34 protein-coding genes, 2 pseudogenes and 1 riboswitch are annotated in these 24,943 nt (G+C 39.5%); of the genes and pseudogenes, 5 read left to right on the top strand and 31 right to left on the bottom strand.

The window, feature by feature from the left end:
• Window positions 1-36 precede the first annotated feature (36 nt).
• The 6 genes from BQ5364_RS06305 to BQ5364_RS06280 all read right to left on the bottom strand — a co-directional run bounded on the left by BQ5364_RS06305 (window position 37) and on the right by BQ5364_RS06280 (window position 3,915).
• Window positions 37-390, bottom strand: a complete 354-nt coding sequence (locus BQ5364_RS06305; protein ID WP_071143868.1) for a hypothetical protein — start codon at window positions 388-390, stop codon at window positions 37-39.
• A gap of 74 nt (window positions 391-464) precedes the next feature.
• Entirely contained in the window at window positions 465-1,319 is an 855-nt protein-coding gene (locus BQ5364_RS06300; RefSeq protein WP_071143867.1) for a MerR family transcriptional regulator, read from the bottom strand.
• A 150-nt stretch (window positions 1,320-1,469) separates the two neighbouring features.
• Entirely contained in the window at window positions 1,470-2,783 is a 1,314-nt protein-coding gene (locus tag BQ5364_RS06295; protein ID WP_071143866.1) for a sodium-dependent transporter, read from the bottom strand.
• A gap of 112 nt (window positions 2,784-2,895) precedes the next feature.
• Window positions 2,896-3,372, bottom strand: coding sequence for a DUF6512 family protein (locus tag BQ5364_RS06290; RefSeq protein ID WP_071143865.1), 477 nt, complete (start codon window positions 3,370-3,372; stop codon window positions 2,896-2,898).
• 87 nt (window positions 3,373-3,459) lie between these two features.
• Window positions 3,460-3,717 (bottom strand): spore coat protein, encoded by a 258-nt coding sequence (locus BQ5364_RS06285; RefSeq protein WP_004611292.1) that lies wholly within the window; start codon window positions 3,715-3,717, stop codon window positions 3,460-3,462.
• A gap of 15 nt (window positions 3,718-3,732) precedes the next feature.
• Window positions 3,733-3,915, bottom strand: a complete 183-nt coding sequence (locus BQ5364_RS06280) for a hypothetical protein (protein ID WP_004611293.1) — start codon at window positions 3,913-3,915, stop codon at window positions 3,733-3,735.
• A gap of 116 nt (window positions 3,916-4,031) precedes the next feature.
• Between BQ5364_RS06280 and BQ5364_RS06275 the strand changes: the two genes are divergently transcribed.
• On the top strand, window positions 4,032-4,985 hold the full coding sequence (locus BQ5364_RS06275; RefSeq protein WP_071143864.1) for a type II CAAX endopeptidase family protein: 954 nt from the start codon (window positions 4,032-4,034) through the stop codon (window positions 4,983-4,985).
• Between the two features lie 10 nt (window positions 4,986-4,995).
• Here BQ5364_RS06275 and BQ5364_RS06270 read toward each other — a convergent pair whose 3' ends face one another.
• Window positions 4,996-5,697, bottom strand: a complete 702-nt coding sequence (locus BQ5364_RS06270; protein ID WP_004611295.1) for a gamma-glutamyl-gamma-aminobutyrate hydrolase — start codon at window positions 5,695-5,697, stop codon at window positions 4,996-4,998.
• Between the two features lie 64 nt (window positions 5,698-5,761).
• Between BQ5364_RS06270 and BQ5364_RS06265 the strand changes: the two genes are divergently transcribed.
• Together BQ5364_RS06265 and BQ5364_RS06260 are read left to right on the top strand one after the other, a co-directional pair.
• On the top strand, window positions 5,762-6,721 hold the full coding sequence (locus tag BQ5364_RS06265; protein ID WP_071143863.1) for a dipeptidase: 960 nt from the start codon (window positions 5,762-5,764) through the stop codon (window positions 6,719-6,721).
• A 93-nt stretch (window positions 6,722-6,814) separates the two neighbouring features.
• On the top strand, window positions 6,815-8,371 hold the full coding sequence (locus BQ5364_RS06260; protein WP_071143862.1) for an ABC-F family ATP-binding cassette domain-containing protein: 1,557 nt from the start codon (window positions 6,815-6,817) through the stop codon (window positions 8,369-8,371).
• Window positions 8,372-8,487: 116 nt separating this feature from the next.
• Here the strand turns inward: BQ5364_RS06260 and BQ5364_RS06255 are convergent, their stop codons facing one another.
• From BQ5364_RS06255 to BQ5364_RS06220, 9 genes are all read right to left on the bottom strand, one after another.
• Entirely contained in the window at window positions 8,488-8,997 is a 510-nt protein-coding gene (locus BQ5364_RS06255; protein ID WP_071143861.1) for a ketopantoate reductase family protein, read from the bottom strand.
• Window positions 8,985-9,155, bottom strand: a complete 171-nt coding sequence (locus BQ5364_RS17405; protein WP_083382719.1) for a ketopantoate reductase family protein — start codon at window positions 9,153-9,155, stop codon at window positions 8,985-8,987. Before BQ5364_RS17405 ends, BQ5364_RS06255 begins: the two co-directional genes overlap by 13 nt.
• 120 nt (window positions 9,156-9,275) lie before the next feature.
• Window positions 9,276-9,740, bottom strand: coding sequence for a hypothetical protein (locus tag BQ5364_RS06250; protein ID WP_136017799.1), 465 nt, complete (start codon window positions 9,738-9,740; stop codon window positions 9,276-9,278).
• A 174-nt stretch (window positions 9,741-9,914) separates the two neighbouring features.
• Entirely contained in the window at window positions 9,915-10,430 is a 516-nt protein-coding gene (locus BQ5364_RS06245; protein WP_071143859.1) for a hypothetical protein, read from the bottom strand.
• A gap of 1 nt (window position 10,431) precedes the next feature.
• Window positions 10,432-11,160: an ABC transporter ATP-binding protein gene (locus BQ5364_RS06240; protein ID WP_235837131.1), complete on the bottom strand. Its 729-nt coding sequence runs from the start codon at window positions 11,158-11,160 to the stop codon at window positions 10,432-10,434.
• 1 nt (window position 11,161) lies between these two features.
• Window positions 11,162-11,539: a GntR family transcriptional regulator gene (locus BQ5364_RS06235; protein WP_071143857.1), complete on the bottom strand. Its 378-nt coding sequence runs from the start codon at window positions 11,537-11,539 to the stop codon at window positions 11,162-11,164.
• Window positions 11,540-11,559: 20 nt separating this feature from the next.
• Window positions 11,560-12,330, bottom strand: a complete 771-nt coding sequence (locus BQ5364_RS06230; protein ID WP_071143856.1) for a hypothetical protein — start codon at window positions 12,328-12,330, stop codon at window positions 11,560-11,562.
• The gene (locus BQ5364_RS06225; protein WP_071143855.1) at window positions 12,323-13,183 is read right to left on the bottom strand and encodes an ABC transporter ATP-binding protein; all 861 of its coding nucleotides are present in this window, start codon (window positions 13,181-13,183) and stop codon (window positions 12,323-12,325) included. Before BQ5364_RS06225 ends, BQ5364_RS06230 begins: the two co-directional genes overlap by 8 nt.
• Before the next feature lie 158 nt (window positions 13,184-13,341).
• On the bottom strand, window positions 13,342-13,773 hold the full coding sequence (locus BQ5364_RS06220) for a putative signal transducing protein (protein WP_071143854.1): 432 nt from the start codon (window positions 13,771-13,773) through the stop codon (window positions 13,342-13,344).
• A gap of 59 nt (window positions 13,774-13,832) precedes the next feature.
• Between BQ5364_RS06220 and BQ5364_RS06215 the strand changes: the two genes are divergently transcribed.
• Window positions 13,833-14,873 (top strand): FAD:protein FMN transferase, encoded by a 1,041-nt coding sequence (locus tag BQ5364_RS06215; RefSeq protein ID WP_071143853.1) that lies wholly within the window; start codon window positions 13,833-13,835, stop codon window positions 14,871-14,873.
• Window positions 14,874-14,905: 32 nt separating this feature from the next.
• Here the strand turns inward: BQ5364_RS06215 and BQ5364_RS17740 are convergent, their stop codons facing one another.
• Window positions 14,906-15,298 (bottom strand): hypothetical protein, encoded by a 393-nt coding sequence (locus BQ5364_RS17740; RefSeq protein ID WP_071143852.1) that lies wholly within the window; start codon window positions 15,296-15,298, stop codon window positions 14,906-14,908.
• A gap of 40 nt (window positions 15,299-15,338) precedes the next feature.
• A pseudogene (locus BQ5364_RS17735) lies at window positions 15,339-15,542 on the bottom strand (YbaK/EbsC family protein); the annotation flags it as partial.
• Between the two features lie 121 nt (window positions 15,543-15,663).
• Between BQ5364_RS17735 and BQ5364_RS06200 the strand changes: the two are divergent.
• Complete coding sequence (locus tag BQ5364_RS06200) at window positions 15,664-17,046, top strand: MATE family efflux transporter (RefSeq protein ID WP_004611310.1); 1,383 nt, start codon at window positions 15,664-15,666, stop codon at window positions 17,044-17,046.
• Here the strand turns inward: BQ5364_RS06200 and BQ5364_RS06195 are convergent.
• From BQ5364_RS06195 to BQ5364_RS06145, 13 genes and pseudogenes are all read right to left on the bottom strand, one after another.
• The gene (locus BQ5364_RS06195) at window positions 17,043-17,852 is read right to left on the bottom strand and encodes an aldo/keto reductase (RefSeq protein WP_022249902.1); all 810 of its coding nucleotides are present in this window, start codon (window positions 17,850-17,852) and stop codon (window positions 17,043-17,045) included. The two genes, BQ5364_RS06200 and BQ5364_RS06195, sit on opposite strands and share 4 nt — an antisense overlap.
• Window positions 17,853-17,881: 29 nt before the next feature.
• Window positions 17,882-18,493, bottom strand: a complete 612-nt coding sequence (locus BQ5364_RS18845; protein ID WP_004611312.1) for a sugar O-acetyltransferase — start codon at window positions 18,491-18,493, stop codon at window positions 17,882-17,884.
• Window positions 18,494-18,555: 62 nt separating this feature from the next.
• Window positions 18,556-19,299 carry an ABC transporter ATP-binding protein gene (locus BQ5364_RS06185; RefSeq protein WP_004611313.1) on the bottom strand — a complete coding sequence of 248 codons (744 nt, stop codon included), beginning with the start codon at window positions 19,297-19,299 and terminating at the stop codon, window positions 18,556-18,558.
• Window positions 19,300-19,309: 10 nt separating this feature from the next.
• Window positions 19,310-20,311: an ABC transporter substrate-binding protein gene (locus BQ5364_RS06180; RefSeq protein WP_071143851.1), complete on the bottom strand. Its 1,002-nt coding sequence runs from the start codon at window positions 20,309-20,311 to the stop codon at window positions 19,310-19,312.
• 14 nt (window positions 20,312-20,325) lie between these two features.
• The gene (locus tag BQ5364_RS06175; protein ID WP_022249899.1) at window positions 20,326-21,084 is read right to left on the bottom strand and encodes an ABC transporter permease; all 759 of its coding nucleotides are present in this window, start codon (window positions 21,082-21,084) and stop codon (window positions 20,326-20,328) included.
• Window positions 21,053-21,349 carry a thiamine-binding protein gene (locus tag BQ5364_RS06170; RefSeq protein ID WP_044986600.1) on the bottom strand — a complete coding sequence of 99 codons (297 nt, stop codon included), beginning with the start codon at window positions 21,347-21,349 and terminating at the stop codon, window positions 21,053-21,055. Before BQ5364_RS06170 ends, BQ5364_RS06175 begins: the two co-directional genes overlap by 32 nt.
• Before the next feature lie 138 nt (window positions 21,350-21,487).
• Window positions 21,488-21,598, bottom strand: a riboswitch (TPP riboswitch).
• A gap of 94 nt (window positions 21,599-21,692) precedes the next feature.
• On the bottom strand, window positions 21,693-21,911 hold the full coding sequence (locus BQ5364_RS06165) for a hypothetical protein (protein WP_004611318.1): 219 nt from the start codon (window positions 21,909-21,911) through the stop codon (window positions 21,693-21,695).
• 106 nt (window positions 21,912-22,017) lie between these two features.
• Entirely contained in the window at window positions 22,018-22,197 is a 180-nt protein-coding gene (locus BQ5364_RS18995; protein WP_004611319.1) for a hypothetical protein, read from the bottom strand.
• A gap of 143 nt (window positions 22,198-22,340) precedes the next feature.
• Complete coding sequence (locus tag BQ5364_RS18910) at window positions 22,341-22,460, bottom strand: VaFE repeat-containing surface-anchored protein (protein WP_159431708.1); 120 nt, start codon at window positions 22,458-22,460, stop codon at window positions 22,341-22,343.
• A 137-nt stretch (window positions 22,461-22,597) separates the two neighbouring features.
• Window positions 22,598-23,067 (bottom strand): annotated as a pseudogene (locus BQ5364_RS06160) (GNAT family N-acetyltransferase).
• Window positions 23,068-23,089: 22 nt separating this feature from the next.
• Window positions 23,090-23,338: a DUF3781 domain-containing protein gene (locus tag BQ5364_RS06155; protein WP_004611324.1), complete on the bottom strand. Its 249-nt coding sequence runs from the start codon at window positions 23,336-23,338 to the stop codon at window positions 23,090-23,092.
• A 448-nt stretch (window positions 23,339-23,786) separates the two neighbouring features.
• Window positions 23,787-24,155: a VOC family protein gene (locus tag BQ5364_RS06150; protein WP_004611325.1), complete on the bottom strand. Its 369-nt coding sequence runs from the start codon at window positions 24,153-24,155 to the stop codon at window positions 23,787-23,789.
• A 32-nt stretch (window positions 24,156-24,187) separates the two neighbouring features.
• Window positions 24,188-24,841, bottom strand: coding sequence for a hypothetical protein (locus tag BQ5364_RS06145; RefSeq protein WP_004611326.1), 654 nt, complete (start codon window positions 24,839-24,841; stop codon window positions 24,188-24,190).
• Window positions 24,842-24,943 lie beyond the last annotated feature (102 nt).

The raw sequence follows: 24,943 nt of genomic DNA, 5'->3' as shown, positions 1-24,943 counted from the left end.
TTTATCTCCTATTCTCCTCTTTTGCAATAATTTTGATCACTGAGTTGCATATAGCTGCTCTTTTCGTTTTTTCCCATCCATCCGCTGCGAGACTCGAACCTGTTTCAGAAAATAGAGCATCTTCATTCTCTTTAAATATAACTTAATCCATTTTTCAGTTTTTCCATATAAAATTTTCCAAGTCAGAAACAGACAATAAATGAGTGTTGTTTGGATACGCCTGACTGTCTTGATTGCGCTGACTCCGCTTGTCAAACCTGCACCGGCAGAATAAATCTGATGTGTCTCACCATAATTATAATCCCGCTCTCGCTCTAAGGGATCCACTGAAAAAAGCAATCCCACAAATAGAAATATGCTTAATATCAATGCCATATTTTTCCTATCCATAGAATTGCCTCCGTAAATCTTATCATTTTTCTAAATTTTTACACGATTCTTACAAAAGCTTAACATAATAAAATTTACCTGTCAATTAGAAATTCTCCCGCTTTTTTTCCACAGGCAAAAAATCCCAATATTAAAAGTAGTATTTCAATTCCAAACATACCTATAATAAACAGCATCCTCGGAACTTCCCATAAAAATTCTCCCATTGCCATAAAGAACTGTCCTTTTTCTTGCTGGATCTGTGTGATTCGCACTCCAAGCACTCCTATCCAGCAAAGTTCCATCTGACCGGCAACTATATAGGTGAGTGTAAACAAAATCAACATAAGTGCTTTTTCATACCACTTTTGTTGCCGAAGAAATATGCCACGCTTTCTGCTTTCTTTCTCTAAATGTGCGTTCCATATACAGAAAAATGCCGTCAGCATACACTGCCCGAACAGAATTGTATTCGAAAGTTCTATCTCTTTCATCTGATTCCATTCACCGATTAACCAAATGTGAACAATGCCAAACAATATGAGATTACAGATTCCAAACACACTATTTTTCGTCAAAATTTCCTGTATTCCCATCTTCTTTTTCCACAATTCTTGCTCTACATCAAGTTCCGAAAGCGTCTTTCCTTTTTGAACCTGCTCTAACAGTTTTTTTCGCCTTCCGGCGGTTTTAATTGCATCCTCTGTTTCTTCTATTTTTTCTTTCACAATCTGTTCCCAATTCCGATCATTTTGATAAGCTGCAATGTCGCTTACGGAAAAATCCAAAAGACGTAATTTTTTAATCTCCAAAAGACATTTTACAGTCTCCTCATCATACTCTTTATATCCATTTGCCCCCTTGACAGTCTGAATCAGTCCATTCTCTTCATAATAGCGAATCGCTTTTCTTGTAAGTCCCGTCAAATCTTCGACTTCTTTTATTCGCATCTTCCCCACCTCCTTTATGCTATTTCTATCTTTTTTATATCATGTTCCCTTAGGGCACAGTCAAGCTTTTTCCATAAATACTACAAAAAAATACAGATTGTAATTTTTTATTACAACCCGCATTTTCTTTTTTCTGGAAAAATCGAATGTTTACCCAATTCCTCCATATGCAATTCCAAGAACAACAACCAAAATCGTCACAATCGTAAACACATATTTTGCAAAGTATAAAAATGTATTGCCAAGCGGCTTTTCTGCACCTTCGTTGATTCCCGCAAGCGCTTTCTTCGCATCATAGAGATAGTAGAATACAATCAATACCAGCAACGCCATGACCGGTGAGACAACTACTGTAATCAAGTTTGTAAAATTGTCAAATGTTGTCATGCTTAAGTTTAATGGAATCGACAGTACAAATGTCACTACACCAACAAGAATGACCGCTTTTACACGCGTTAATTTTGTGTTTGATATAATTGCCTCCACAACACCTTCCAGCATATTGATGGAAGAAGAAATTGCTGCAAAGAACAAACTTAAGAAGAATACAATCGCAATAATCGTTCCTCCCGGCATCTTATCAAAGATGATCGGCATCGTCATAAACAGAAGTGGCGGTCCCGCATTGACATCCAGACCAAATGCAAATACTGCGGGCATGATCACAAATGACGCAAGCACTGCTGCCAATGTGTCAAGCACTGCTGTACTGATTGCAAGTTTTGGAATATTGTAATCTTTTTTCAGGTAACTTCCATATACGACCATTCCACATCCATTAAGCGATACCGTAAAGAATGCCTGTCCAAGCGCCATAACCCATGTATCTGGCTCCAGCAAATGATGCCATTTCGGCTGCAGTAAAAATTTTACCCCTTCCATAGATCCCGGAAGCGATAAAGATCGAATCGCAAGTAAGATAAAGATCACAAACAGCGCCGGCATGATAATCTTGCTGACTCTCTCGATTCCCTTAATTACTCCCGCACAAATTACTACTACCGTAAGTACAATCGCAATCGCATCCCACGGAATAGATGCCGAAGAACCTGCAAACTGATTGAAATATGTATCCTTATCGATTGTCTTTAATTTCCCAGTTCCGCTTAAAACAAAATATTTTAGAATCCATCCCACAACAATATTGTAAAACATAAAGATTCCAAGCAGACCGATCGCCGGAAGCATCCCGACAATTTTCCCGCCTTTTAATTTCTTTTCTTTGAACACGGTCATAATACCTGTCATCGATCCGCCACTAAAATGCCGTCCAAATGCGAACTCTGTAATCAATCCGGTTGTTCCCAGAATGAATACAAAGATAAAATACGGAATCAAAAACGCTGCCCCTCCGTAGGCACCTAATCGATATGGAAACATCCATATGTTACCAAGTCCAATTGCTGAACCGATGCAAGCCATAACAAAGCCAAGCTTGCTTGTAAATTTCTCTCTTTTATCCATAATAACCTCTCAAATATGTATTTGATACATTTGTATCTTCTACATACTATCACACTTTAACGCATTGTAGCAATAAAAATATCGGGCAAATTTCTAGTTTTCAAAAATCCATTTACAAAACAGAAAGATAAAAAAATGACAGCATAATACCAATCAGGCAAATCCCGGACAATATTTCTGCTGTCCTTGGTATTTTTTCTTGCCGCGTAATCGAGTAAGCAACTCGATAGCAAACGATCACACTAAGATAAAAAAGTGTAACATCAATCCAAAGAATTGGATGTTTGAAAACCGCCATATACGTGTAGAAAACGATGACAATCGTCAATGCACCACTCACGATTCCTGCAAGTCTTCCGGTAACATAGCCCGAATATTGTTTCCCGATATATGCATATTGGAAAACCGAATAAATCAAAACAGGGAAAAACAATAGTTTCAAGTGTTCCCAGGTGGATTCGTTGTACGGGGCAAACAGAGCAACTATAGGATTCTTTCCGGACCAATCATAAAAAAAGTGCATCAACGTCCCAAACACCATCACAAATATCGCACCAAATATTTCTGATTTCTTTAAGCTATGCTTCATCCTTCCAAACCTCCAAAAGAACGGGATTATTTTTTATTTCAGGCACCGTGGCATGTTGCTTTACGATGCCTGAAATTCATACCAATGTTATTTCATAGATGGTTGTGTCAAAATGTTTTTTACATGATCGATTTCTTCACGTGTCGCCTTCGCGGCAGGAACATAATAACTCTTTTCACGCGCCACCTGATATAATTTTTCCTGTGACATTTCACATTCGCTTCGAATCTGTTTCAGGCATTGTTTTAACTCTTTGTTCTCTGTCTGCGGAATCATCTCTCCAAACATTTTCAACTCTCCGTTTACACCGACAAGCGCATCCGATACCATTGTTTTCTCGTTCATTCTACTTCCTCCCTCTTACAAAAATTTCATCAGATCTTGTTTATTTTTCATTGCAGAATCCGCTGCATCTTGAAAAAGTTTTTTAATCTCAGCATCCTGCGCCTGATTTGCATAATCAGTCATTTTGCAGTGTGTCGTTTCATACCCGCCGATTAGATGACGGAGATTCTGTAAATCTAAAATAGAAATATCAGACATAATGGGTTCCTCCTCATAATGAAAAATTTATAATAAGTTTCCAAGTTTATTATGTCTGTATTGAAAGATAATATGCTATAATGAGAACAAAATAATTTAGGAAGGATATTTTTTATATGGAAGAAAACAGAAAAACACTGAAAGTATATCACGGAATCATCATGCTGGTCTTGTCAGCTGTCTGTGTATTTTTTGTAAGTCCAATTTTAGGAGCAAAGCTTGGACTTTACGGTACTTTGCTAAACGAAATACTTCTGCTTATGCTTGCAGTTGCTCTTACTGCTGCTGTCAGAGGTGATTTCAAACAAGTCTTTCCAATTCACAAGCCAAAACTTTCGGCTGTTTTTGGGACGATTTTACTATGGATTGGATCATTTCTTGCAATTATGATCATCACCATGATCATCGCATACTTTTTCCCTGAAGAAGTGATCGGTGTCAGTCAGGGTCTTGGAATGGAATTCGCAAGTTTGACATTTATAATTTCTTTTGTGATTGTGTCCATCTCACCTGCAATCTGTGAAGAAGCCGTATTTCGCGGTGTTGTAATGCACAGCTTTGACAATGGAAAAAACAAATGGATTGCCATTGTTGTCACAGGCTTGATTTTCGGTGCATTTCACGGAAATATTTGGAGATTTGTTCCGACGGCACTGCTTGGCATTATGCTCGGCTACATTGTATATGAGACCGACAATATGATTTACGGAGCACTGTTTCATGCAATCAACAACGCCATGCCGCTGCTTAGTATTTTCGTAATGAAATCCATGTACTCAAATGAGATGTTCCAAAGCCAAATGTCGACTATGACAGACAGTGGAATCCCTTTGATCTCGATTGGAATGTATGTGATGTACGGAGCTGCTATTCCACTTTTACTCACAATCGGAAATTATCTGATTCACAAAGGGACAAAACAAGCAAAAAACAGCCTGTTTGCGAAAGAAGAACGGATGAAACTGGTCGTACTGCTCTTGATATCCGTAGCATTTCTGGTCGTCGGCTTTTTCATCATCATTTTCTCCTTACTATTTGATCCATCTGTATTAAATAGTATGATGTACTAAGATTGCGAATTTATTTTTCTGCAAAATGCATAAATGCGCGAAAAAGATAGCGCATGTCTGATGAAATTTCATACATGCTTTCCGGATGCCATTGTACCCCGAGCACAAAGGGGTGCGATGGCATTTCTATTGCCTCAATCACGCCGTCTGCCGTTCTTCCGGTAACTTGCAGCGCTTCCCCCACCTCCTCAATTACCTGATGATGAAAACTGTTTGTGTAGGCAAACTCTCCGATAATCCGGTGCAGCCTGCTGCCAGCAACAGTATTCACTTTATGACTGATGTCCTTTCGCGAGATGCTTGTCTGCATATGGTTGATTGAAGGTTCTTTTCGAAGTTCTATATCCTGACAGATTGTGCCATGACAAGCTACATTTAAAATCTGCATGCCACGACAGATGGCAAGCACCGGCTTTTTGCTCTTAAGAATCGATTTCATAAGTCGAATCTGAAACAGATCCAACGCAATGTCCGTCTCCCCGATTCCACGTGCCGGCTCTTCTCCAAAAAGCAGTGGCGTAATGTCACCGCCCCCACAAAACAGAAAACCGCTGCACAGTTTCACATAGTCCGCAATCACTTCATTCGATTTGACAAGCGGCAGAATAATCGGGAGACCTCCTGCCGACTTCACCGCCTTTATATAGGCGTCACTCACAAACTGCTTTTCCCCCATCAACCCACAAATAACAATTCCAATTTTTGATTTCATATATACATCCTTTTTATAATAGAGTAGACTATAACAATACAGATTATGCAAGGAGTAAAAAAATATGAATTTGATTGATATGCACTGTGACACCATTTGGAAATTGATGGAGACAAACGGGACTACATTAAAAGATAATCCGTTTTGTGTAGATTTACAAAAATTGAAACGAGCCAAGAGTACTGCCCAGTTTTTTGCCTGTTTCATTTATCTAAAGCAATTTGAGGGAAATGGTCGTTATACGAAGGGCTATGACTATGCTATGCAAATGCTTACACGCATAAAGCAAGAAGTTGTTCAAAACAAAGACGCAATCGCAATCGCACGAAATTTTCTGGAATTTGACAAAAATCAGGCGCAGGGAAAACTTTCCGCTTTTCTGACGATCGAGGAAGGCGGTATTTTGGATAGCCAAATGAATCGCTTACACACGCTCTATCAGGAAGGAGTCCGTTTGGTTACGCTCCTTTGGAACGAAGAAAACTGCATTGGCTCTCCAAACAGTAAAGACCGCAAAATCATGCAGAAAGGATTGAAACCATTTGGCTTTGAGGTAGTTGAGCAAATGAATTCCCTCGGAATGTTAATCGATGTGTCACATTTATCAGACGGTGGCTTTTGGGATGTGCTAAGCACCAGCTCCAAACCTATTGTCGCCTCCCACTCCAATGCAAGAGCACTCTGTGAGCACCCGAGAAATCTGACTGACGACATGATTCGTGCACTGGCAGAAAAAGGAGGCGTAATCGGATTGAATTTTTATCCATATTTTGTAAACCCAGCCGGACACGCATCCGTTTCAGCTCTGGCAGAACACGCTCTCCATCTGTTTTATATCGGCGGAGAAGATTCGGTGGCAATCGGAACTGATTTCGATGGATTTGATGACGGCAAATTAGAACTGACAGATATCGGTCAGATTGACCGTCTATACGCAGAATTGCAAAAGAGAGGATTCACCGAACGGCAACTGGAAAAAATCTGGTCAAAAAACATTCTCCGCATTGTAAAAGATGTTCTTTAGCAGAAGTTTGATGACAAAACTCTATTTATCGTGTAAAATAATTTTAATTGACAATATACATCAATTAAATTATCAACAATAAGGAGTTTCGAAATGAGTATTTTAAATGTCGAACATTTATCACATGGATTTGGTGACCGTGCCATCTTCGGCGACGTCTCGTTTCGTCTTTTAAAGGGCGAGCATATCGGTCTGGTCGGAGCAAACGGTGAAGGAAAGTCCACATTTTTAAATATTGTAACCGGAAAACTACAGCCTGACGAGGGCAAGATCGAATGGGCAAAAAATGTCCGCGTCGGATATCTCGATCAGCACACTGTATTGGAAAAAGGGATGACCATTCAGGACGTTCTAAAATCTGCATTTGCATATTTATTTGAACTGGAAGAAAAAATGAATACCATCTGTGACTCTCTGGGAGATGCAGACGAAGAAGAGATGATGACGCTCATGGAAGAACTGGGAACAATTCAGGACACACTCACGCTGCATGATTTTTATGTCATTGATGCAAAGGTGGAGGAAGTTGCCCGCGCACTCGGTCTTTTGGATATCGGTCTTGAGAAAGACGTAACCGATTTAAGTGGCGGTCAGCGCACAAAAGTACTGCTTGCCAAACTACTTTTGGAAAAACCGGACATCCTGCTTTTAGATGAACCGACAAACTATCTGGATGAAGAACACATCGCATGGTTGAAACGTTATCTGATTGACTACGAGAATGCATTTATCCTGATTTCTCATGACATCCCATTCCTGAACGAAGTTATCAACATCATCTACCACATGGAGAATCAGGAATTGAACCGCTATGTTGGAGATTATGATCATTTTCAGGAAGTGTATGCCGTAAAGAAAGCCCAGCTTGAAGCGGCCTACAAACGCCAACAGCAGGAAATCAGTGAGCTGAAAGACTTTGTTGCCAGAAATAAAGCTCGTGTTTCCACAAGAAATATGGCGATGTCCCGCCAGAAAAAACTGAATAAAATGGATGTCATTGAACTTGCGGCAGAACGTCCAAAGCCGGAATTTCATTTCAAACAGGGACGGACTCCTGGAAAATATATCTTCGAGACAAAAGATTTAGTTATTGGATACAACGAACCACTTTCCAAACCTCTGACTTTATCTATGGAACGCGGACATAAAATTGCATTGGTCGGCGCAAACGGAATCGGAAAAACAACCTTATTAAAAAGTATCTTAGGCCTGATCAAACCACTGAGCGGTTCCGTCGAACTGGGTGAAAATCTGCAGATTGGATATTTCGAACAAGAATCTGCACCAGACAACAAAACAACCTGTATCGAAGAGATTTGGCAGGAATTCCCTTCCTATACTCAGTATGAAGTACGTTCCGCCCTTGCCAAGTGTGGTCTGACGACAAAACATATCGAAAGTCAGGTGCGTGTGTTAAGCGGTGGTGAACAGGCAAAAGTGCGTCTCTGCAAATTGATCAACCGCGAGACAAATATCCTGCTTTTAGATGAGCCAACCAACCATCTCGACGTAGATGCCAAAGACGAATTAAAACGCGCCTTACTGGAATACAAAGGCAGTGTCCTTCTCATCTGTCACGAACCGGAATTTTACTGCGACGTCGTAAATGAAGTTTGGGACTGCACAAAATGGACAACAAAAATTATCTAAGTTACATTTGGGGAAGCTTGCGCCACTGGAGCAGCTTTCCCTTTCTTTTTACTCAGTCCTTTCAAAAATACGCACTCACGAATCCATCCTGTAAAATTTCTCTGTGAGCGAAACATCTACCCCAAGCTCTCTCCCCACACGGACAATGTATCGCAAAATGTCTCAAGCTCTGTATTGTGCTTCCCATCCTCCACATCTCTTTGCAGTGAACTTGTCGCATCATCTGCAAGTTTATTTTCAAATCGATTCTGGTGCCTTACTATATCTTCTTCCTCCAGATGCACTCCTTTTGCCTTCCCGACTTCATAAGCCTCCTGCAATAATCGGCGAAACTCTTCCCGCTTCTTTGCATCTGCACGAAGTTCTCCGACATTTTGCCGATAATGAGCGGTTAGCACATTGTACGCACAGTTAAATATGTATTTTCTCCAAATCTCTGCCTCAATATCTTCCGCAGCAACGCAGTCCACCTTCGCCCCTCTCAGCAACTGGTATACGTCTTCTACTGCCTTTTTCTCCCTCTCATTCGCATTGGAAATTCCAATCTTAATATCGGCAAAATTCTCTTTCTGCACTACTGAAAAATCCTCTTTCGTATAGGATAAGATATAAATCAAAGAATCCACAACAATTCCTTTTCCAATATAACAAGCCCATTCTCTTCGAGACTTTTCTTTCGTTCACCTCTCGCAATAAATGAAACTTCATCATAGGTATCCACCAATATTCCTGCAAGATATCCTCCAACTCCACCAATTCCTGCAACTGTAATTTTTTTACTCATATCTGCTCTACTTTCCCTTCCACTTGCATTTTGTTACAGTATATCCCAAAATCTCACCTTTTTCCACCTTTGAAGTGCATAAAAATACGGACGAAAGTTTCCTATCGCCCGCAATTTTTCTTAATTTTCTTTTTCAAAAAAATCCTGCCATTTCTCTTTGTTTACGGCAAGGTAAATACCACCGCCTAAAAAGACAACCGCCACAACTGCATTTTTTATCATTCCACTTACCATAGCAAATGAATCCGCCAAATGCATCGGAAGTAAATAATATAAAATATCTCCAAAAGTATGGAACAACACCGAACCTCCAAGTAAAATACATACTGCTGCAATCACTACCCGATACTTTTTCAGCATTTCTCGTTTGTGTTCCAAGACATAGCCAAAGTGAAATGCATATTCATCTTTTTGCAAGTAGAACACTTCTTCCGGCAAAGATTTCAAATTGTGTATCTGGAAAAAACTATATGCCCAGACAACCGGAAGCGCCAGTGCAAACCATTCTAATCCCGATACACATGCCAGTGCGACAATTCCCCAAAAGATTGCCATCATACTGACACCGCGTTTCTTAAATCCCATATATAACTCTCCCGCTCCTGGAATCAGGGAACATAAAAATAATAATAATCCTTTCTTTTGCATAATCATAATACTCATCCTTTCGTTACTTCATTTGATTTAATTGTATTGTAGCTTAGAAAGTTTAAGTTTCCCGCCATGAAAATCTTAAGAATTCCGAAAGATTCCGTCCCTCTATTTTTTTCGAAACTGGTGTTCCTGATACAAATCCAAAAACACAATAAACAAAATCATCATAATCATCCAGCCGCAAAGAACCTTAATCGCACCGAAACAAAGAACCGCAGGAGAAAATATACAGTCATTAGCAATTGTCATGATTGCGTAAATGCAACTTGCACCGATTATAAAATAAAGAATAGTCTCTAAAAACAATCTCACCCGCACTTCATATAATTTCTTCTTACGCATCGGTACAATTGCATATTTTTCTAACAAATAAACTTTCTTTCCCTGCTCTCGTATAAAAAAGAGAGTATCGTTTACAGATAACAGAAGAAAGAATCCTAAAAAAATCAATATGCTTGCATCAAAATCCAATATCATATTTGTTCTTTCCTCATAATGTTGCGAATAAAATGAAGGTACTTGTCCTTGTAATTTTATAAGATACAGAATCCACGTGATGGTAATCCAACTCCATCTTTCAAATCGTATTCTCCGCTTCTCTCTTCGATACATTTCTTTCATCTCATTCCCTCCTCAAAAGATCTCTGACTGTCGCTTTCTTATGTCCATATTGTCCTATCAGTTCCTGTATAGAATGATTTCCAAGCTCCTCTCTTGTCTTGGAGAACTTTAACTCTCCATCATCAATAAGCATTACATAGTCTGCAATCTGATCAATATCACTGATAATATGAGTGGACATCAGCACACCGATTTCCCGATCTCTGATATCCTGTATGATTCCGATGAAATCCTTTCGAAATACCGGGTCGAATCCTGCCGTCGGCTCATCCAGCAGCAAAAACTCCGGCTGATAAGACATTGCAAAGGCGAGTTGATATTTCATATACATTCCTTTAGAAAGCTGATAAATCGGCTGTCCTTTCGGTACTTCCAGCCGGTCCAGCCAAAGATACAGCTCCTCCATACTCCACCGTTCAAAATAAACTCCAAGCAATTCTCCATTTTCCAAAGGTGTCTTATCCATAAAATATGAAAGCTTCTCGGATACCAGCGCCACCTTCTGCTTTGCTTCCTCATATTCGGTCCGCAGATTTTTTCCGGCAATGATGACCTCTCCCTGATACCTGTCATCAATACCTGCCAGAATATTCAAAAGCGTAGATTTCCCCGCTCCATTTACACCCACAAGTCCTGTCAGATATCCTTTTTCAATCTCAAATGACATTGGTTTTAATGCAAATCCCTGATACAACCGCGCCACATGCTCACATTGTAATACTCCAGACATACTATCGCCCTCCCACATAAAACATTTCCAACATTTTTTTCAGCTCCCGAAGAGACACTCCCATCTCCTTTGCCTGTTCCACCACATCCATCATCTTTTCTTCTATCTGGCGGATCTGATCTTCTTTCAGCAATTCTCTGTTTCTCGCTTTTACATAAAATCCTTTTCCCGCCACCGAATAGATTAATTGCTCTTTTTCAAGCTCCTCATATGCACGTTTTGTTGTGATAACACTAATCTCCAGCTCTCTGGCAAGCGCTCGGATGGACGGCATCATATCCCCCGGCATAATCTCTTTTTTAATAATCGCCTTTTTTACTTCCCTCACAATCTGTTCATAGATTGGCAAACTGTCATTTTCCCGTATGATAATTTCCAAGTCTGTTCCTCCTCTCGTTATTAACAAATATCATACTGCACATCATCTCTTTTTGATCTCTGACAATAGACATTTTCATATAAAAGGATCTCCTTCAAAAAGGCTCCCACATACACCACGACAAAAAACAAATTTATCAAAAAACAAACTCCCCAAATGATTCCTCTCACCAGAGGAGTCATTGAGATAACCGTGTCCGCAAAGAGAATGACCCACTGTACCAGAAGTGTACACGTCCAGTATACCTTTACGACAATCTCTGTCTTTGTCTGAATCACATATCCATTTTCATCGACTCTTCGCTCCCCGGTATCACCCATTCGAAAAGTCAGACTCACATTTAACAGCGTAAAAAAACAAAGTCCATACATTATAACCATAAACATGATATCTCCGCCCCAAAATGCGACTCCTACCAAACATTTTAAAGATACTCCAATAAAAATCATTCCGACGACAACTTTCACAACAAGCATTCCGAATAAATATCGTTCCTTCTCTTTTTCTCCTGCCGGGCATAGATACATTGCTTTACAAATACGAAGTGGAATGCCACGCATCAGTTGAACAATACATATAAGAAAAAAAGCTGCACAGACTAAAATCATTTTTTTCAAATCTGCCATTTGTAGATTTATGCTAATGACTTGTACTGTCTCTATTCCCAAAAGCACAGCCATGTTTTGAAAAGCAATGGCTACTATTAGCATATACCAAAGCAGAGAAAATTTCTCTTTCTTCACATATCTCCACATATCTTTCAGCATCACCATCATCATCACTCTATACATCTTCGTATCCTCCCTTCTCCAAGCAGTACATCACTTCTTCCAGTGACGGCTGCTTTGTTCTATATCTTCCATAATCGATATTCGTATCTTTTTTGATAAATGCATAATTTTTGTATTCTCCAAAAGACCTGTAGATCACTTTTCCTTGCCGAAACTGTTCTACCTCTTCTTTTGTGCCATAGACGATCAGATAACGCTCCCGCACTTCTTCTATTTGTAAGTCCCATACAATCCGTCCATCTTTCATCAGCAATATATAATCTCCGATGCGATCCAAATCTTCTGTGATATGCGTGGACATAAGTACGCTTCTCGTTCCATCTTCCACAATTTCCTGCAGATATCTCATCAATTCTTTTCGAAATAATGGGTCCAATCCTGATGCAGGCTCATCCAGAATAAAAAGTTTCGCATCATGAGAAAGTGCAAATGCAAGCTGAAACCGCACCTGATATCCTGTCGACAGTTTTCCAACCTTCTGATTCAGCGGCACCTGAAATCGTTCGCAGCATTCTCGAAAAACTTCTTCATCAAATCTAGAATATAACTTTCCAAAAAGCTTTGCATTCTTCCACACACTCAATGATTCCTCAAACACATTTTTATCAAGCACAAATCCAATCTGATCCTTCGCTTCCCGCTCTTGTTCCTCCATTGAATAGCCGTTAACATAAACATCTCCCGCGTCTTTCTTATACAAATTTAAAATTGTCTGTATCAGTGTTGTCTTTCCTGTGCCATTCACACCAATCAATCCCATAATATATCCCGGCTGCAACGTCAGATTCACATCTTTTAACACAAATTCATCCAGATTCTTTTCCAAATGATTCACATGTAGTAATGCTTCCATCTCCACTCCTCCTTGTTTATTCCTGTGCATATACTGTTTATATTTATATACACAGTATATGCACAGAGTGCGCATCTGTCAACCCATATTCACAAATATCTACAAAAAATGGCTGCGAAACCACATAAAAATGCAGGAGCTTTCGCTCCTGCATCCACTTAATTCCACACACTATTAATCAAGGCAATAATAATCGGCACCACTATGATAACCAAAGCAAACCACGCTGCGATTCTCGGCGTCCTGGCTTTCTTTACCTTTAAATCCTCCTCAACATTGGATTTGTCAGGGGTGACCGAATCCAGCAGTCTTTTTGCCCGTTCATAGTCCTCTTCATCTACATAAATCTCTTTTCCAAATACAGAATATCCCATATAGATACTCAGATAATCTCCCGTCTCCAAATCCTTTATATAGCACGGGATTTCCTCTTTCTGCAACAGACCTGCTGCCATCTCAGCACTAATCGCATTGTCTGTTGAAAACACCTTTACCGGATGCATTGCTCTCATAATCACTGCCCCCTTTTTCTTTTCAGTATATCCAAGCATATACTCTTTTTCAATATAAATTTCAAAAGAACTTTTCATTGCAAGTTCTTTTTGAAACGCTTATAATAAACTCACTGACAAGGAGGACTATTATATTTATGGAACAGACTAAAAAAAGAATTCTGACCTTTTGTGTTGCCTGCATTTTTTTCCTGATTCTTATCTTCGTGCTTATCCATCCAGATCAAGCCGACAGCACGGAGCCAATTTCTAAAACTGCATTTAAACTCAACACTGTCGTCACCTTAAAAATCTATGATTCAAAAGATGAGACACTGTTGGACGATGCACTTGCAATCTGCGATAAATATGAGAATATCTTCAGCCGTACGAAAGAAAGCAGCGAGCTTTACAAGCTGAATCACAAGACTTTACCACAAAACGACGGGGCATTTACAGTATCCTCAGATTTTGCAGATTTAGTCTCAAAAGGACTTTATTATTCCCGTCTTTCGGGTGGCGGATTCGATATTACCATCGAACCGATCTCTTCTATGTGGGATTTTGTTTCAGATGAGAAAATCGTTCCGGATGATGCCGCTTTGAAAAATGCGCTTCCTTTGGTAAATTATGAAAATGTTACACTGGAAGGAGACCAAATCCGATTTGCAAAAGATGGCATGGGACTTGATTTCGGAGCAATTGCCAAAGGATATATCACAGATCAGATAAAAGAGTTTTTGATCTCCAAAGGGGTTAAAAGCGCCATTATTGACCTTGGCGGTAACACACTCTGCATCGGCAAAAAACCAGATGGATCACCATTTCACATTGGCATTCAAAAACCATTTGCCGAACGCAGCGAGACAATTGCAGCTTTAGAGATAAACGACAAATCTGTCGTTTCTTCTGGTATCTACGAACGCTATTTTGAAAAAGATGGAAATTTTTATCATCATATTTTAAATCCAAAGACCGGATATCCTTACGATAATTCTTTAATCTCTGTCACGATTATTTCAGACAAATCCGTAGACGGTGACGGTCTGAGCACAACTTGCTTTGCACTTGGATTAGAAAAAGGCATGGAACTGATCAACAGCCTGCCGGATGTACAGGCTGTCTTTATTACGGACGATTATCAACTGCATTACAGTGACCATTTTAATGACGAACTGACTGTCATAGATGTAAACTAAAGCCGGAAGCACCTAAGCTTCCGGCCTTTTTTCTAAAACACCTTTTCATCTATAGTGTAAACTCGAAAAAATTTACACCATACATCTGTTGCAATCACCATCACAGTCTCTCCATTTTGATTTTCAAACAAATAACCATTTCCATCATTAGAGCAATATTTATATCCTCTCTCTTCCAAAGCCTCTTTTGGATTCCATTCAGAGCGCCCTAAAACCGATTGAAAATCCTCCTCGCTTTCCAGTACGACTGCATCTTTCATATGTGCATTCACTGCCAGAACATCCATCACTCCTGCCCCTTCAACCTGATATTCTTGCAATGTCCTTTGTAACAGAGACACCCATAAAACTCCCGAAAGCAGACATAGCATAACAACCCCTATCACAAACCATTTCATCTTTCTCATATTTATGTTTTTCTTCATACCATTCTCCTCACTTGCTATATTCACACTGTTCTATAACTTAATCTTCATAGCATCCACATCCAAATTCCACTGCATGTTCTGTGTCATTCATCAATCCAAACGGTGATATACTTCCCTGTTTTAACCCTAGATATTTTTCTAAACGGTCTTCCGAAGCAAAGCTTAAATTTCCTGCGCCCAACTGTCTTCCCAACGTCTTTAAATCCACGGTCTTCTTCTCATCACAGGTTACGAGAAAGTGTCGTTTCCCTTTTCTGAATGATTGACTTTCGGTTTAGAAAATTATACCATATATTTTAGGGTATATTATAATAAATTTATATATTATATATCACTGAAAAACACAAGGGGGAAACGTACAGATGAAACGAATTGATTTTGAAAATGGAAACACAACAAGTAATCTTTTAAATGCGGCTTTCCCGATGCTGATTGCTCAATTATTAGCACTGTTATACAACATTGTCGACCGCATCTATATCGCTCGTATTCCAGATATTGGGACTACCGCCCTTGGGGCTGTCGGTCTATGCTTTCCGATTATTGTAATAATCACCGCCTTTGCCAATCTGCTTGGCACCGGTGGCGCACCGATTTTCTCAATCTGCCGAGGAAAAAAAGATGTCGAACACGCCAGACAAATCATGGGAATTTCTTTCACGCTGCTCTGCGGCTGTTCTTTGATCCTGATGCTTGTCGGCATGCTCCTTGCAAATCCTCTTCTCGTATTATTCGGTGCCTCCAAAGATGCGCTAAAATATGCCTATCCATATCTGATGATCTATCTGATTGGAACACTTCCATCCATGATCACTACAGGGATGAATCCATTTATCAACGCTCAGGGATATGCTGCTGCCGGTATGTATTCCGTTACAATCGGAGCTGTTGCAAACATTATTTTAGACCCAATTTTTATCTTTGTATTTCACTTCGGTGTTCCGGGAGCCGCAATTGCAACCGTCATCTCTCAGGTTGCATCTGCCGCATTTGTGCTTTATTTTCTAAAACACCGCGCCGAGATCAAAGTCCGGCTTTTTTCGCTCCGCAAAATGCACTCCTGCATTGCTGATATCAAGGACATTATGAGCCTTGGAAGCGCGGGATTTATTATGCAGCTCACAAATAGCCTTGTGACAATCTGCTGCAACAGCGTTTTGGCGCACCTCGGAGGTGATGTATATATATCCGTCATGACAATTATATCCAGCATTCGCCAAATAGTGGAGACCCCCATCTATGCAATTACGGAAGGTTCCTCCCCTATTTTAAGTTATAATTACGGAGCCAAACGACCGGAAAAAGTTAAAAAATGTGGCATTGAAATGGCATTTTTGGTTCTTTTGTATACCGGGATTGCCTGGAGTGTTATCCTGTTCGCTCCAAGATTTCTCATCAGCATCTTCAGCTCTGATCGATCATTGGCAAGCCATACCATTCCTGCCCTAAAAACATATTTCGCTGCATTCATCTTTATGGACCTACAGTATATCGGACAGACCGTTTTCAAATCACTCAACAAAAAGAAGCAGGCAATTTTCTTCTCACTTCTTCGAAAAGTGTTGATCGTGATACCACTGACTTACCTGCTTCCATATGCGCTTCATATAGGCTCTGATGGAGTTTTCCTCGCCGAACCAGTCTCAAACATTATCGGCGGAAGCTTGTGTTTTATCGTAATGCTCTATCTCATACTGCCTGAACTGAAACGAATGCAACTTGAAAATGAACATATCCACAATTAAAAATCATATTCCAACGGATTATAGCTTGTTCTGATATTTTCATTCATTGCATTTAATTTTGCCATATCTTCCGGCTCAATTTGAAAATCAAATACTGAAATATTTTCTATCAGCCTTGAACTGTTTTTCGTTTTTGGAATTGGAATAATTCCCTGTTGAATATTCCATCGAAGCAATAATTGAGCCGGACTTTTTGCATAGCGGCTAGCTATTTCTTTAATTCCATCATCCTCCATTTTTCCACGAAGCAATGGTCCCCATGCCATAATTTGAATTTTATTCTTTTTACAAAAAGAATTCAACTGTTCATCATGCAAAAAAGGAGTGTGCTCGATTTGATTTATCATCGGAGGAATTTCACAGTTCTCTAACAAAATCTCCAGCTGACTGATCTCAAAATTTGAGACACCGATTGCCCGGATCAGCCCAGCCTTATATAGTTCCTCCAAAGCCTTCCATGTACTCAAAGTCCTCTCTTTATTCAATCCCGGCCAATGTATCAAAAAAGAATCCAGGTAATCTGTTTGCAATCTTTTTAAAGAATCATGAAAACTTGAGATGGTCTTTTCATATCCCTGATTACAATTATCCACTTTACTGTTCAGAAAAACAGTCTCTCTTTGGATATGATTTTCTTTCAACGCATCTCCCAATGCCTCCTCATTCTTATACATCTGAGCTGTGTCAAACAATCTGTAGCCATATTGATATGCATTTCCAATTGCTTCGTTCATCTCAGCTCCCGCTTCCATCTTATAAACACCAAGCCCAATCTCAGGGATTTCTATATGATTTACTAATTCCATATGAAACATCCTCCTGTTTTGCCATTCATTTAATCCTCTGACCATACAATCTTTCGGTCTTTAAAATAATATTCTCTGTCATGTTCATTCACTTTGCGAAGTATCTCACATGGCACCCCGACTGCCACTACATTGGACGGAATGTCTTTTGTCACCACGCTTCCTGCACCAATCACAACATTATCTCCAATCGTAATTCCCGGCACGATAATCGCCCCTGCTCCAATCCAGCAATTCTTTCCTATATGAACAGGCGCATTATATTGGTACCCCTGACTGCGCAGCTCTGGCAGAATCGGATGCCCTGCCGTAGCCACTGTGACATTCGGACCAAACATTGTATAATCACCCACATAAATATGAGTGTCATCGACCAATGTCAAATTGAAATTGGCATAAATATTTTTCCCAAAATGTACATGTCCGCCACCAAAGTTAGAGTGAAATGGCGGTTCAATATAACAGCCCTCACCGATTTCCGCAAACATCTCTTTTAGCAACGCCGTTCTCTTCTCCTGCTCTAAAGGACGTGTCGCATTAAAATCATATAACCTCTCCAGTCTTTGTAACTGCTCATTCATAATCTCTTCACCATTTGGCAGATAAAGCTCTCCTGTATGCATCTTCTCTTTCATACTCATAACGCGTGCCTCCTATGTGTTATAGCATTGTTTCTATTTTCATTCTAGCATATCACATCTGCCTATTCCACACCTAACTGGGTAATGATCTCCCTTTTATAATTTAAAAATGCCTCCGTCAGATTAAACTCTCCGCCGCGTGGTTTTTTCTCCCGAATTACAATCTCTTTTGTAATCCTTCCCGGTTTTCCTGTCATCAAAAAAATACGGTCAGACAGCAAAATCGCCTCGTCAATATCGTGCGTAATAAAAATAGTAGACAATTCAATCTGATTCATAATATCCAAATACCATTTGTGCATCGCACTTTTCGTAATCGTATCCAGCGCACTGAACGGCTCATCTAACAATGCCACCCCTTCTGAAAACAGATAAGTCCGAAGCAGTGCGGCGCGTTGGCGCATTCCGCCGGACAGCTGACTTGGATATTTCTTTTCTGTTCCCGCAAGTCCAAATGGTCCAAATTGCGGACGCACCTTTGCAAGGGCATCTTTTTTCTTCTCTCCCTTTATCATGAGCGGAAGCGCCACATTTTCCTCAATCGTTTTATATGGAAGAAGCAAATCTTTCTGCAGCATATAGCTGATATGTCCCGCCTGGCCGGTAATCTCTTTCCCATTTAAAAGAACTTCCCCGGAATCCGGCTCCATCAACCCTGAAATCACATTAAAAAGCGTCGTCTTTCCAGCACCGCTGACGCCGAGAAGACTCACGATCTCATTTTTCTGTAAGGAGATGGAAATATCCTCAATCACTTTCTTTCCATCAAACGATTTTGACACTTGTTTGGTTTCCAATCGAATCATGCTGCTCATCCTACTTTTCCAAATAATCGTTAGAGAATCCAAATCCCGCCGGAATCTCCTGCTCAATCAACTCATTATCTCCGAGCCATTTATAAAATGCATCCCATCTCGCCGGATCGATATAACCCCACTGCTCTACTTCAGCTTTATACTGATCTGCCAGCCATTCCTGACTCGCGAGCACTAACTCTTTATCAAGTTCCGGAGCTGCCTCGCATAAAATATCCGCCGCCTCTTTCGGGTCTGCGATTGCATCTTCATACCCCTTCTTCACTGCACTCAAAAATGCTTTTGCAGTGTCCGGTTTCTCTTCCAAAAAGTCATTATTTGCAACAATTACCGGTGTATAATAGTCAAATACCGGATTGATATCTTTGAAAGCGAAATAGTCTGTCGGAAGATTTTTTACTTCTGTCGCAATTCCTCCCCATGCATAATACACCCAGATTGCATCTACCTGTTTGGATTTCAATGCAGTCACCTCGTCCGTCACATTACTCGGAATCATGTTAATTTTGCCGTAGTCCCCGCCATCAGATTCCACCACGTTTTTAATCATTGCTTTCTCCACTTCCATGTCCCAAGTCGCATATGTTTTGCCTTCCATTCCCTTAGGCCGGTCCATGCCCTCCCCTTTTCTGGAAATGATACCTGATGTATTGTGCTGAATCAAAGTGGCAACTGCTGTCACAGGCAACGGATCATCACTTGCAAAAGCAGGTGCAATAGAATCCTGAAAATCAATTCCAAACTGTGCTTTTCCGGATGCAACCAAAGCACTTGCACCGTCTTCCGGTGGCTGTACAATCTCTACATCCACCCCTGCATCCTCAAAATATCCTTTTTCTTCTGCCACATATAATCCAGTATGATTCGTATTTGGCGTCCAGTCCAGCACAAATGTAATTTTCTCAAGCTCTTTTCCTTCTTGTTTTTCCTTCTTTTCGCCGCAAGCTGTCACGGAACATACTGTTGCCACAGCAAGCGCCAACGCTACTATTTTCTTTTTCATTTTTATTCTCCTTTTCATTTCTCCCAAGGCATACATTTCTTCTGAAGTATTGACACAAGCCACATCAAAAGCAGACTGATTGCAGAAATCAGAAAAATAACCGCAAACATCTTGTCAAATGCATAAGATTTTCGCACCCGTGTCATGTACACACCGAGACCATTATATCCTCCAAGCCACTCTGAGATTACAGCCCCTACCACACAGTAGGACACCGAAATCCGAAGACTTGCAAAAAATCTTCCGAGAGAACTTGGAAATTTTACATGTAAAAAAATCTGAAGCCGATTCGCTCCCATCGCTTTCAATAAATTAACCGTGTCTTTGTCAGCCGACTGAAATCCTTCCAACAATCCGATTGCGATCGGGAAAAAAGTCACAATCACAATCAAAGTTACTTTCGGCGCCATCTCGTATCCCATCCACAGTACAAGAAGCGGAGCGATCGCAATCGTCGGTATCGTTTGTGTGATCACCATAATCGGATAAAACGCTTTGTAAAATCCTTGAAAATGATCCATTAAAACTGCAGCAACAAACCCGATTACCACTCCCAAAGTCAGACCTAAAAAACCTTCCGTTAAGGTTACTTTCGCGTGTTCCATCAAAAGTGGAAAGTCTTTCACAAATGCCTGTACGACCTCCAGTGGCGACGGCAGCAAAAAGGACGGCACAATTCCGGCACTTGACAGTATTTGCCATACGAACAGCAAAACTACAATCGCTGCCACAGAGTATGCCTTACTCGTGATGTTTTGTAACTTTCTTTTCAATGGTAAGCACATCTCCTTCAGGTTTGTATATCACTTTGATGTAAGCAGCCACAGACGGTGCTCCCGCGCGGATTGCGATGTGCTGACATTCTTTCACAATATCCATCAGTTCATCATAATCTCCCTCGATTGCTGTCTCAAACGGTCCTACATAATAATTTAGTCCGGTGCTCTTAATATAGGCGATCACCTCATCCACAATACGGATTAATTCCTCATCGTTTTTTGCCTCCGGTAAAGTTTGAATTGCTACACTTGCGTTCATCTTTGTCTCCTTCTTTCTTTTCATATTTGATATCTGGGTTCTTAAAAGAACTGCTTTTCCAGAAGAAAAAGCTTCCTTTCTTTCTGAAAGGAAGCCTTATATTGTATACAAACTCATCTATCTCATTATAGACTCTACTTTGTGTTTCAATATTCTCCCTACGCTGGCATTACCCAGATCAGGTTAAGGGTCTAAACATTCTCGTAGTTTACTCTCAGCCAGGTTCTCCCGGCACCCCTGATTTCTTTTCTAGTTTACTCTAAGTTTTTTTGGAAGTCAAGTTGAAAACTCAACTAAAATAACTCTCTATTCCTATCCACGGTATTTTGTCTTGCAAGGTAAATCATACCGGCATCATATGCAGCAACAAAAATGGTATGATGACAAAAGACATCCCTCCCATGCTCATACGGAGAAAACTCATATCAAATATTGCCCAAACGATCGCAAATGGCATCAATGGATTAAATATACTTTCAAAAATAAAACATTTTTTATCTGGCTTCCCTTCGTATAAGATTGTTTCTTCCAATCCGACCATACTTTTTAATTCCTCTACCATAAACTTCCTCCTACTAGATTAATTTACACTAATTCCATTTTTAATAACGAATCCTGGATTTTCAACAGTAAACTAAACAACTTTTTTAAGGTTATTCATCCGATATTCAACTGGTGTTAGATAGCCGAGTGAAGGAGGAAACAGGCGGCTGAATTGCCACCTGTCCTGCAATGATTTCTATCGCCTCGATAAAAGAATAACCGCTGACCTTAATCAGATAATCCAGCACTGATCTGCCACGGATACTCTGACTCCACCACATCCATTTCCCGTTGGAAATCTTCAAACCGTCATGACTTCTCGTTGTGTAGGTATTCCCTGAGAAAGGCACAAGCTCCTACGGTTCATAGTTCTTCAGGTATGTCAGTAAATCCATTCTCATTTCTTCTATCATTTCCCTTGCATTTTCTACGGACAGTGGCATATTCTTTATACTTCCTCATCTGCTTTCGATACATGACTATTCGTCTCTGTATCTTTTGCGGTTGTATCGATTTCCGGGAAATAAATGGTCTGCCCCTCATAAGAAAGATCTGTATGTACTGCAATCTCTTTTCCTTTCCACTCTAAATGGTCTTTTCACAACGGATATGAACCATTCTATACCACTACTATCAATTATGATTAAAAAAGAAAAAGCAGACAGTCCTATCAAAAAACTGTCTGCTACAAACTGTGGTTTTCTGTTATAGATTTACAATCATAATATATTCTTCACTATTTTCATCAACAACAGTAAATCCCACTTTCTCGTACATCTTCACTGCATAATTACTTTTCTGAACAGATAGGGATATTTTTGAATATCCAGCCAATCTTTCTGCTTGTAATAGTTGCTTCAATAATAAAGTTCCAATACCCAATCCTCTATATTCTTGACAGACATGGCAAGTGATGGAGTATCATCATCAATGTTTCCATAATCATTCATAATTCTTACCCAAATAACTCCTACTACTTTTCCCTGAATTTCTGCAACTAAGGCTTTATCGTGTTTTCGATTTCCAAACTCGATGATATATTCTTGTAATTCTGGACTTTCTATTACTGATTTAGGTGGCGGTTCAATTCCGTCTGGAATATAAACCGCTTCATACAAAAAATCACTTAATAAACAGTATTCTTCACTTTTCATTTCTCGTATTATATAGTCCATAATTTCACTCCAAGTTCCAATTTTACTTAACGATATGTGCTGTGATAATTGTATAACTATATGAATTGATGGTCATTTTGATATTTTCAACTTCGCAATACCAATTTTTACCCTGTTTGTATATATTACAATTTTTATCTAACATCTTATTTTTGCAATACTCAACAACATCTGCTGTATCTATTTTTAGATTTCTTTTAATTCTATCAATTCCCATTTCGGTTGTATGAATTTTATCAATATTATCAAGTAATATTTTTTTATCTTCCATTTTTTCTTTTCCTCAACCTTCCTATTCTGTCAAGTCTAAATCTATTGATTTTACAGGCTTTGACGATTTTTATTTACCTCAAAAACAGAGCCGGAAGTGATGGATATCGTAGTATCTTGTACCGAATAGCTGATAAATGGGTGCTATTTATAAAGCGTCCCTGTTTGTTCACTTTATAAAGGCTATTTCCCCTCTGAACAACTATGAGGATGAACCTTCCGTGTCTAATGGTATCCTGTACCAACTTCCTTCGTCCCACCTGTTCATACACCGAGTGCCCGCTAAGCTTTCTATCAAATCACAAGTTTCGTAGGATTGAATTTATGACAATCAATGTACTTAAAAACTATTTAAAAAATTAAATGCAATATATCATTATCAATCTGAAACTCAGTATACATTATACAGTGAGCAAATTCTGATTTCCCAGGTTAATAAATTGGAATTGTCACTTCCGGCATAAGCAAAACGGATGTCCTGCCGGATCAAACATGGTTACAAAATCATCTCCTCCAAATTGACTTTCCGCTTTCTTTGCTCCCAATGATTCCGCTTTCTTAACCATTTCTGCAACATTATCAACCTGAAAATCAAAATGCATCTGTTTTTGTTGTTTTCCTGCATTTTCTGGCCATACAGGAGGAACATAATCTTTTTCCTCAATAAACAAAAAAACAATCCCCGAAGAACTACGGACAGCCGGTCTTGCAAATAGTTCACACATTTCCCAACCTAATAATTCTCCATAGAATCTTTGCAATTTTCTTTCATCATCACAATCAACCATAACATTCCCTAAGACCACTTCATCTACCATATTTTTAACATCCTTTCAAATCCAATTTGTCTTTATCCCCAATGTGGCATAACCAGCTGATAAACAAATGCAATCACAATGGATAATCCAATTTCGATAGCATACTCTTTCAGTTTTCTTCTCAAGAGTATTACACCAATTATCCATGTAAGTACCTCCAAAAAATGGTATATATAAAAGCCCTGGATAATATTGAGATTAAATGCCTGTGCAAGTAAAACACCCATAATTATGCTTGATATGAATATTGCAATAATACCTTCCCCCTTTGCATACCAACATATATATGCCATAAAGAATGTAACAAAAGAAATCGCTATCCATATCATCATATAGGTTTTCGGCAAGAACCCCAAAATGTAATTGCAATAGAGATAGTATCCTGCCAACATGCTTATAAAGAAAAAGAATGTGTTAATAGCAGCTCTCAATGGAGATTTCGCATACACAGAAATTATAGTTGCCAATAAAATCCATATTGCCAAGCGTCCAAAATAGTTGCGGATATCCAGTTGCTGTATTATCACTGGAAAAGCATTTGCAGTTGTACCATCCAGCCATTTCTGCAAGACACCAAGTGCAAACCCAAACAGGATTATTCCTGCTGTTTCGGTTATCTGCCTGTTTAGTGGAATATCTTTTCTTGGCGCCCTAACATTTTCAAGAAATGATTTAATTTTCAACACCTCCAAAAATTCTAATTTATCTATTCAATCCTCTGTAAACCCTGTGTTTTCAAGGCATATCGCCTATTAAATATTCAAACCTTATGTATTTTCCCTTGTTTT

Origin of the sequence: Coprococcus phoceensis (genome assembly GCF_900104635.1) — a bacterium.
Taxonomy (GTDB): Bacteria; Bacillota; Clostridia; order Lachnospirales; family Lachnospiraceae; genus Faecalimonas; species Faecalimonas phoceensis.
Note: the sequence above shows the minus strand (reverse complement) of the source record. Positions and strands in the feature narration are given on the sequence as shown.